General features: G+C 56.3%; 8 protein-coding genes and 1 pseudogene. 2 read left to right on the top strand and 7 right to left on the bottom strand.

Annotated features, from left to right (window positions below; translation table 11 throughout):
- Window positions 1-745 (bottom strand): annotated as a pseudogene (locus ABJZ52_RS15360) (hypothetical protein); the annotation flags it as partial.
- Between the two features lie 111 nt (window positions 746-856).
- On the opposite strand from ABJZ52_RS15360, the gene ABJZ52_RS15355 reads away from it, so the two are divergent.
- Window positions 857-1,108: a type II toxin-antitoxin system prevent-host-death family antitoxin gene (locus tag ABJZ52_RS15355; RefSeq protein WP_036743750.1), complete on the top strand. Its 252-nt coding sequence runs from the start codon at window positions 857-859 to the stop codon at window positions 1,106-1,108.
- Window positions 1,105-1,371 (top strand): Txe/YoeB family addiction module toxin, encoded by a 267-nt coding sequence (locus tag ABJZ52_RS15350; protein WP_037931654.1) that lies wholly within the window; start codon window positions 1,105-1,107, stop codon window positions 1,369-1,371. Before ABJZ52_RS15355 ends, ABJZ52_RS15350 begins: the two co-directional genes overlap by 4 nt.
- A 60-nt stretch (window positions 1,372-1,431) precedes the next feature.
- Here the strand turns inward: ABJZ52_RS15350 and ABJZ52_RS15345 are convergent, their stop codons facing one another.
- From ABJZ52_RS15345 to ABJZ52_RS15320, 6 genes are all read right to left on the bottom strand, one after another.
- Window positions 1,432-1,899 (bottom strand): hypothetical protein, encoded by a 468-nt coding sequence (locus tag ABJZ52_RS15345; protein ID WP_348487804.1) that lies wholly within the window; start codon window positions 1,897-1,899, stop codon window positions 1,432-1,434.
- 451 nt (window positions 1,900-2,350) lie between these two features.
- Window positions 2,351-2,977 (bottom strand): phosphoribosyltransferase, encoded by a 627-nt coding sequence (locus ABJZ52_RS15340; RefSeq protein ID WP_348487803.1) that lies wholly within the window; start codon window positions 2,975-2,977, stop codon window positions 2,351-2,353.
- Window positions 2,961-3,656 carry a DNA-processing protein DprA gene (locus ABJZ52_RS15335; RefSeq protein ID WP_224769591.1) on the bottom strand — a complete coding sequence of 232 codons (696 nt, stop codon included), beginning with the start codon at window positions 3,654-3,656 and terminating at the stop codon, window positions 2,961-2,963. The genes ABJZ52_RS15340 and ABJZ52_RS15335 overlap by 17 nt, the downstream gene beginning before the upstream one ends.
- A 341-nt stretch (window positions 3,657-3,997) precedes the next feature.
- The gene (gene parA, locus ABJZ52_RS15330) at window positions 3,998-4,717 is read right to left on the bottom strand and encodes a ParA family partition ATPase (protein ID WP_348487802.1); all 720 of its coding nucleotides are present in this window, start codon (window positions 4,715-4,717) and stop codon (window positions 3,998-4,000) included.
- 11 nt (window positions 4,718-4,728) lie between these two features.
- Window positions 4,729-5,757, bottom strand: coding sequence for a replication initiator protein A (locus tag ABJZ52_RS15325; RefSeq protein ID WP_037931660.1), 1,029 nt, complete (start codon window positions 5,755-5,757; stop codon window positions 4,729-4,731).
- A gap of 317 nt (window positions 5,758-6,074) precedes the next feature.
- Window positions 6,075-7,571: type IV secretory system conjugative DNA transfer family protein (locus tag ABJZ52_RS15320; RefSeq protein WP_348487801.1), on the bottom strand; the 1,497-nt coding region annotated here is incomplete at its 5' end.

The raw sequence follows: 7,571 nt of genomic DNA, 5'->3' as shown, positions 1-7,571 counted from the left end.
CGCGCAGAAAGCCAGAGGAAACAAGGCCTGTTTGGTGGTGATGAGGAAGGGCCGTCCACTTCCCTGCCCCTTCCATGATCTTTGTCGTCCTCGACATTTTCTCAGTGATTGCGCACTTGAGCTCTTGCTCGCTGATAAGGAACGTCACCTTGCCTGTAAGCTTGGCCTCGCCGATCTGTCCCCCTTGCTTCTCGATCGCGCGAAACAGGGTGCTTGTCACCCTGAAGCGATATCGGTCACGCGCAGTGAGGTCGCTGATATGAGGAAGTGATCCTCCCCAAAAGTCGCGCGACCGTTGCCGGTTTTCCGCTCGACGGCTCTCCTGTAGCTGACGGTGCTCTGCGACCCATGCCTTCACCTTCGGGTGCAGCGCTCGCATATGGTCAAGGCTTTCGTCGTCTTCATCGAAGGGTGGTGGTTCCGCAACGGACTCAGCGTCGCGAGATGGGATGGACGCAGGTACTGGCGGTCTACCACTGCCCCGCGCTGGCTTGATTGAAGGGGGGGTCTTTTGGGGCGGTTCGAATGACGGCAAAGGAGGCATTTCAGGAGCACGGCCAACGGCCTTTTTCTGCCAGTAGCCCAAGGGTGGCGTAGGGATTTGGCGCTTTCGACAAAGAGCGGCCAAGCCTGGCCCGTTCGTCGCGAGTTGAGCGCCAAGCTTGCTCATGGGGGTCTGCCAGACCAGTTCGTAAAGTTCCTCGCGAGAAATTTCCCCTGCGGGGCGGGTAACGATGTCATCCATGTGAGCCCTTTCTCTCTCGTAAATTCTCCATGAAATTGACTGCCGCCTTTGTACCACCCCTTTACTTGTACTTAATGTTGTACATATAGAGGGGGGCAAAGGAGAGTCGACATGGATGTTATGACCTACTCAGACGCACGAGCTCAACTGAAGGGCGTCATGGATCGAGCGATCCACGACAAGCAGGAAGTTGTCGTGACGCGCAAGAAGGGCGAGTCCGTTGTGGTCGTGTCCTTGGACACTTGGAACGCCGTCAACGAGACGTTGCACCTCCTGTCCACACCGAAAAACGCATCCCGCTTGCGCGCGTCGATCGCGCAACTCGATGCGGGAACTGGCGAAGAGCGTGAGCTTACCGAGTGAAGCTGGTTTTTTCCGATCAGGCCTGGGAAGATTATCAGTACTGGGTCAGCACCAACGACAAGGTACGTGACCGGATCAACGAGCTGATCAAGCAATGCAAGCGGACCCCCTTCAAAGGAACCGGCAAGCCGGAACCTTTGAAGGGGGATCTGACCGGCTGGTGGTCACGGCGGATTTCTCAGGAAGATCGAATGGTCTACCGGGTTAGTGGTACTGGCGACGGCCAGAGCCTAGAGATTGCACAACTGCGGTTTCATTACTGAATTTCCTGTCTGTTGCTTCATGGAGATGGTTGTGAACAGAGCGGGGGCGTAGCCATAGCTCTATAGCTTCTCGCCAGTTTTGCTTTCGTGCCATTCGCGTATGCGCATGCATAGAAGGCCGACCAAAGGTGCTTCGAATAAGGGAATAATCGCATCGTCTGGCGTAAACGAAGGCGCTTCGTACTGGTCCATCGACCATGTACCGATAATCTCTCCGTCACGGGTCACGACTGAGCCATCATCGCAGAGATTGATCGGATAGATCAAAGCTCCATCAGACGGGACGCCGTAGCGCTGCCACGCTTCTCGAAGCGAGTCTCCCGTCAGCTGCGTTGGAGGATCAAGCGGCGGCAACTCGGGCTTCGGCTCGCGCTTCCCGGTTTTCCTTCGTTGTTTCCCCTGCCGCCAAGGTGGTGAAGGGTTTTCAGCTGCACGCTCCATTTGCCGACGAAGGTTTCCCTCGTCAAAAGCCCCGCCTGAACTGATCTGATCCTGAAAGACAGCAGCGTAGCCGATAATCTCTGGCATCCGTCCCTCGCTCGCAGGGATGCTTGGGATCGATGTGTTGAACTTTGGGGCGAAGGAACGAATGGCCGTGCTTTCCCTTTCGTGCATTTCGTCAGGTGGGCAGGGTGCCAGAGCGAGAGACCACGGCAGTGAGACGTCAGAAACACGGTGGTAGAAACGGCCCAAGCTATCAATTGGTCGCTCCGTCAGGTCCCATGACTGCCCTATGTAGACAATCTCCTCCGCGCAGCCGATCAAGTAAACGCCGCTTCTCTGCTTAAGCCCAGTGTAAAGAGCATTCAGATCTCGATGTGGATTGCGGACAAAGACCTGCCGTCTCCATGCCAGGAATTGTTTATGGTTATTCAGCATCTATGCCTATTGTCAGTCAGTCTGTGATCATCTTTCGTAATTTGTCTTAATAACTCAATTTCCATTTTCGCCACATACCCACAAACCCACATTTTTTCATTTATGGGTCACGGTGGGTCTTGCCGGATGGGTAGCCAATGATGATGCCTATGGCCGGATCAACAATTTTCTCAATGTCTTCTTGCAGGCCTTGCGTCCGGATCATTGCAAAAATACGAATTTCTGCGTCCGGGCAGACAGCCCGAAGGAGTTCCGCGCAAGCAAAGCTTGTCCGTCCCATGGTCAGAACATCATCCACGATGGTGATCTTGTTCGGCACGAAGAACGGTCTCTCCGCCTCGATGCTTTCCAGGTGAATAGGGACAAGTGGTCTTTCCGCCGCCGGTGAATTTGACGAACGCGGTATAGCCCTCGTTCTTTTCAGATAGGTTTGTACATCTTGGCCGAACCCGTGCTCGTGCAACACGTCGCAGATCACCTTGGCAGGCCAAAGCGCCCCATCAGGGAGTGGCGCCGAGCGCGGTACCGGCACCAAAGTGACATCAGGCCCGAGAAAAGGCCGCAGAGCGTCCGCCTTCGAGTCTTGCAGGTGCGGAACGGTCGAGGCGATGACATTGACCCGGCCAGCCTTGATCGCGCCACAGGCTTTTCGGGAGGTTACAGACAGCTCCGAGCTACCGCGTGGGGAATAGTTGGCGAAGGTGCCATACTCATAGCTCGAAGGCACGAACGCCCCCAGCAGTGTAGTTCGGAATATCGAGCAAGATATCGGGTAGGTCTTCACGGCGCAGGATTTGTGCTCCGTACTCGATGAGCTGCTTCGGCCAAGTTAGGTTCGGATTGGTTGCAACGTTCTCAAGCAGGTAGAGATCGCGGCCAAGCCGGATAGCTTCCCATCCCTGGTGGCGGGTCCCGCTCTTCTCACTTGCTTCGATCACGATGGTAGCATCGCAGATGAGCGCCATCGTCCGGTTACGGCGCGGGAAATTCTCGCTCTTGCCTGGATAACCTTCGGGAAACTGGGAAATCGCTAGGTGATCACGCTTGATCTCTTCAAGTAGACCGGCATTCGTGGCCGGGTACGCCTTGGATAAGGGCGTGCCGAGCACAGCTATAGTGCGCCCGCCCTCTTCTATCGCAGTTCTATGCGCCACTGTGTCGATGCCTTCGGCTAGGCCGCTGACGACAATGATACCCTGCTGCACCAAGGCACGAGTGACAGCCTGTGCTCGTTTGATGCCGTCCGGGGTGGCTTTTCTTGAGCCGACAATCGCCACGCGCGAGCCTTCGGTCAAAAGCGCGGTATCACCCGCCGTGTACAACACGTCTGGTGCGTTCTTTTCTTCGACCGGGCCGAATGGCCCAAGGGCTTCTCTCGTTCTCAGCTCTGCATGCATTCTCATCATGCGGTGACGTTTCTTGCGCCGCCGCCCTCCCCTTTGTTTTTAAGCCACAAATCCCGCCTGCGCAATATTTCACACAAACCCACATTTGTGCTTTTGTTCATTTGCGGGTTATGCCCGCATCCTCTTCCAATTCTTGCGTGCGCTGTTCAATGAAGGCTTGGAGTTCACCTACCATTTTCCGATCCGTCGCACTGCACGCCGTTTTGAATCGCGTGTGCAGGCTCGCCGGAAGATCCAGGCTCAGGCGCTTGGTCGGCTCATCCGGCAGGGTCTTCGCGACCGGCTTGTCTGCCCGTGTTGTGTCATGCCCTGCCCCGCCACGTTCAAACGCGAGGATTTGGTCATCCGTTGGCTGCTGCTTCGGCTTCGGAGCCGCCGAAAATGTCTTCTTCGACATACCGCTCAATCTCTTTCGTTAGTTGGTTGATCTCGCGGGCCGCATTGCTATCGCCAGCCCACTCGAAAATCGTTTGCCCCATGGTCATACCTTCAGCGAAGGCCACCCGTTGCTCGATCTCACTTGCTAGGATTGGCAAACCCGCCTCGGCAGCCATGTTGCGAATATCTCGCCCTATGACAGTTTTCCCTATTTTGCGGGAAACCACAAACCCACATTTGAGGGAAGGCTTGAATTCCTGCGCTTCTTTGACTTGACGCACTGTCAGGTCAGATGCCCACGTCGAGAGACCGGACGGTTCGATGGGCAACGCCACAAAGTCCGATGCAACAATACAAGATCGGGCAATCTCCTCCGCGTGCGGCGGGCCGTCGATGATGGTGTGAGTATAGTCTTGGGCAAGCTTTAGCGCGTCCCGCGCCATGTTGGCCCGTGCCATGCTGACAACCTGGAAGGGCGCATCTTCGCGCAGACTTGCCCATGTTGTGGCCGAGCCTTGCTTGTCAGCGTCGATCAGAAGCACCCGGTGGCCTTGGCGTGCCAGACAGCCCGCCACGTTCACCGATAGGGTGGTTTTGCCGACGCCGCCTTTTTGGTTCAGGAAAGATATGATCATGAGTCCACCCCACCACATTCGTGGGAAAGCGTAAAGCCACAAACCCACATTTGTGCGTTTTAATTCTGGTATGCGCCTCGCTTATTGCAGAAGGCCAGAAAGTGCTTATCGGCATCCTTCACGTCGATCGCCTTGTCATGCACCCATGACCGCCACTCGTTTTCCAGCACGTATACGTCCCACCCAGGCGCAAGACGCCGCGCCTCATCATGTGTATCTGGTTTTCTGAACCGCAACGCTAGGAAGGAGGGGGCGATCACCGCCTCAGCCCCCTTGGGGCGAAAGACAACATTATCGCTTTCGATGCTCATGGTGTAGTCGGGAAGATGGTCGTGCACCGCATCATCTTCGATGATCTTCGAAATCAATCGCCTGAATTCTTTCGTGGTTGAGCCTGACCCGCACTTGTCGCGCAAGAGTTCGAGCCCACACTTCCACTTGGGTTGTGCGCCGCAATGCTTACGGGCCAGTTCATAGAGTCGCCGTTCAAGCGGTTTTCGGAGGAAAAAATACTGCTTGTTCAATGTCAGAACATGATTGTTCTCGATGGCATCAAACACCCAATCCGACAGTGTGATCTCGACATCCTGCATCCGACCGTCACGTGTCTCCCGAACGATTTCCGCGGACTCGATCAGGCCGAACACTTTAAAATATTCCTTGCCACCTTGGCGGATATTCGTCTCGATCTGCGTGCCTTGCAGTCGCCGCAGCGCATCCTTCAAGAGCTGGTAGCCTTGACCCGAGGTCTGACGGTTCGTCGCCACCAGCAAATCATGAGCCTTGAACCGCATCGACCGGTTGACTTTGCGGCCTTCATTGAGTGCAGCCATGCACTGACTGATACAGTAGATCAGCACGTCACGGTCATGGACTGTGGCCAGCCCGTAGCGTGACGGTGAGACCTCAATCGAATTATCACCATTCTGGTAGCGTCGCGGTTTCATGTCCGGCTTGGTCGAGAGGGTAAACACAGGATGTTCCATCGAGGCCATGTCGCCCTTCGGCACCGCGTCCACAATGTCGCAAACGAACAGGTCTTTTTGCGGATGCCGGTCCGGCAGGAGCGGGGAGCGTGCATTCGTCATTTCACACACCCTCTGCTCAGCTCACGATTCGTCATTTCACACACCATGGCTCACTATCGTCATTTCACACACCGATCGTCAAGAGTCGTCATTTCACACACCAACGGCCTGTGGATAACTTTTCTAAGATATCGTCATTTCACACACCTAGATTCGTCATTTCACACACCAAACTTCGTCATTTCACACACCGGCCTTCTGGAAAACACTATTCGTTTCAAGGTGTTGTTGGGCATTTTCCAAGGTGTAACTCTATTATAACTCTATTTAACTCCCTCAGAACGCGAAACCTTTGACAAAATTCCAACGCACAACTTTCAACTCAGGGGGTTCTGATCGAACCTTCCCCGGTAGAGCTTGCTCTTGAAATACACATTCTGCTTTGCCTTGAGCGGATTGCGATTGCCAACCAACAGCAGCAAATCATCCGCCTTCATGCCCGTGATCTGCTCAGCAGTCATGAGCTTCTGACGCTGCTCTGAATAAGAAAAATCCCGGCCCTCGTTCGGGGCTTTGCCCTCTCGAATTTGCTGAGAATAGACAGTACTTTCCCCAAGGTGGCGCGCAGCCCATTCAGCGGTTTCGATGTCGTTGAGGTTGAAGACGCGCTTGGTGATGCAGGAGCCAAAGATCGAACGGGCATCGTTTGGCCCATAGGCCTTTTCGACCTGACCCGTGTCTTGCGTGACGAACAGCGCTTCCACACCGGCTCCTGCGGCGACGTTGGCAATGTTCATGATCTGCTCCATGCGGCCCATACGCACGAATTCATCGAGAACCAGCAGGATCGGGGCCTTAACCTTGCGCCGCCCGTCCTGACGCACGACCGTGCCCAGGACAAGGTTGATGAACAGGCGCATGAAGATCGCTTGCTTGTCCACCTGGTCGAGGGGCACCGCGATGAAGAGATCGACCCGATCATCGAGAAGATCATCCATGCGGAAGCTGGACCCAGCCAGGAAGTGGCGCATGTTGTCGGACTGCATCCACTCAAAAGCTTTTGAGACCGCTGTCTGAATCGACCCGCGTTCTCTGTCTCCCGCGCGCAGAATGGTGGCGGCGGTCTGGGCCGGGCGGTGGCCGACAAGGTCGCCGTTTTCAGCCCAGGCCTCAAGCGTGCCGTCGAGGTTTGCTGACAGAAGCAGATCGGCGACGGCGATCAGGTTGCGCCGGTTTGGTTCTTCCTGCGTCACAATCACTTCGATCGCCGCCGCGACCAGCTGGCGGGCCATTTCCGAGAAGTGCGCGCCGTCCCCCTGTTCCGGTTTGACCAGACCATCTGCAACCAAGGCCACGTCGCGCGCCAGCTCATGGGGGCGGATGTAGTCGAGCGGGTTGAACTGGTCCTGTCCGTCCTCGACGAGGCCGAAGGGGTTGAGGACCGCCACCTTGCGCCCAAGCTCTTCGCGGTGGCGGCGCGTGACGGCAAAATTCTCCCCCTTGATGTCCAGGACGACGACCGGCCCCTGATGATCGAGGATCGCGGGGATCACGGCGCTGACGCCCTTGCCGCCGCGTGTGCCGGAGACAACGAGGTGATGCCCGCCGCGCCAGCCTTTCGCATCGTTCTTGACGTAGCGCAGGAGCTTGCCCTTGTGCAGGGCGAGGGGCAGGCCGGTCTTGTTGCGTACAAGCTGGGCGATGTCGCGTGGATCCATCCAACCTGCTTGCCATGGGCCGGTGCGGGATTTGCGGTTGCGGCCAATGGGTGGATTGAAGATCGCCACCAGCGGGGTGCTGACAGCGACAGCCACGCCGAAGGCCCCGAGCGCGAAGGAAATCGCCATGGCCTGTTTCTGCGGATCAGAATACCG

Origin of the sequence: Roseibium sp. (assembly GCF_039982295.1) — a bacterium.
Taxonomy (GTDB): domain Bacteria; phylum Pseudomonadota; class Alphaproteobacteria; order Rhizobiales; family Stappiaceae; genus Roseibium.
Note: the sequence above shows the minus strand (reverse complement) of the source record. Positions and strands in the feature narration are given on the sequence as shown.